This window comes from Marinitoga sp. 1197, assembly GCF_001021165.1.
Lineage (GTDB): Bacteria > Thermotogota > Thermotogae > Petrotogales > Petrotogaceae > Marinitoga.
Genome location: NZ_AZAY01000036.1, coordinates 1 through 1,266 on the forward strand (window position 1 = coordinate 1; position 1,266 = coordinate 1,266).

At 27.0% G+C, this 1,266-nt stretch carries 2 protein-coding genes; both read left to right on the forward strand.

Features of this window, described 5'->3' with window-relative positions; genetic code table 11:
* On the forward strand, positions 1 to 512 hold a 512-nt coding region (locus tag X275_RS08980), incomplete at its 5' end, for a PD-(D/E)XK nuclease domain-containing protein (RefSeq protein WP_047268496.1).
* Between the two features lie 55 nt (positions 513 to 567).
* Positions 568 to 1,266: AAA-like domain-containing protein (locus tag X275_RS08985; RefSeq protein WP_047268497.1), on the forward strand; the 699-nt coding region annotated here is incomplete at its 3' end.

Below are 1,266 nucleotides of genomic sequence, written 5' to 3' on the forward strand. Positions count from 1 at the left end.
TAAAGAGATATGGATTAGTGAAAAAATATATACTTGACTATCCAAATCTTGAAGTAAAAAACTCATTCTCAAAACTAATATTAGAAGCAAACTATGGACTAAAAGAAGATGAATTAGAAATAGTAAATGAAATATACATAAAAATAGCGGAAAATGACATAAAAGGATTAATAGAAGAAATAAAGAAAATAATAAGTGCAATACCGTATAATCTACACAAAAAAGAAGAAAAGTATTATCACTCATTGATATTTACAATAATAGCATCAGCAGGAATAGATGTAAAAGCAGAAGAATTAACAAACTTAGGACGAAGTGACCTTGTAATAGATTTTGATGAAAGGATATATCTTTTTGAAATAAAAGTGGATAAAAGCGCAATTGATGCAATAAACCAGATAAAAGAAAAGAAATATTATGAAAAATACAAAGGAAAAGAAATATATATAATAGGGATAAACATAGATTCAGAAAAAAGGAATATTGATGATTATATAATAGAAAAGATATAAAATCCAATTTTTAATCCTAAAACCCGCCGTAGGCGTGTAACACCGGAGGTGAGCCATGAGAAGATTCTGCACAAGTGGTCCTGTTGATAAAAAGACATGTTATTATATTGAGAGACCCGATATAATGAAAGAGGCACTTGATCATATAGAAAATTGGAGATACTTTACAGTATCAGCGCCAAGACAAAGTGGAAAGACAACATTGTTAAAAGATATAGTTGAAAAAACAAAAGAAAAATATTTACCTATTTTTATATCTTTTGAAGATTATGATGGCTTAGAAGATGAAAAAGAGTTTATAGAAGTATTTTTAGAAGATATAATAAAAAAATTAAAAAATCAAAATATAAAAATAGGAATAAAAAAAGAAGAATATAAAAATATAAGGGAAATAAACAAGATTATAGACAAAATACACGAAGCAACAAAAAAAGAAGTGGTATTAATGATAGATGAATTTGAAAAATTTGATAATGAAAAATTAATGAACAAATTTTTGCATACGATAAGAAAAATATATCATGATAGGGAAATATACAAACTCAGAAGTGTAATATTAATAAGCGTAGGATATCTAAGTGGAATATTAGAAGATAATGCCAGTCCATTCAACATAGCAGAACACTTAGAAGTGCCATACTTTACCAAAGAACAAGTATATGATTTACTTTTACAACACGAAACAGAAACAGGACAAATATTCGATGAAAAAGTAAAAGAATTAATATGGCATAACGCAGCAGGACAACCAGGA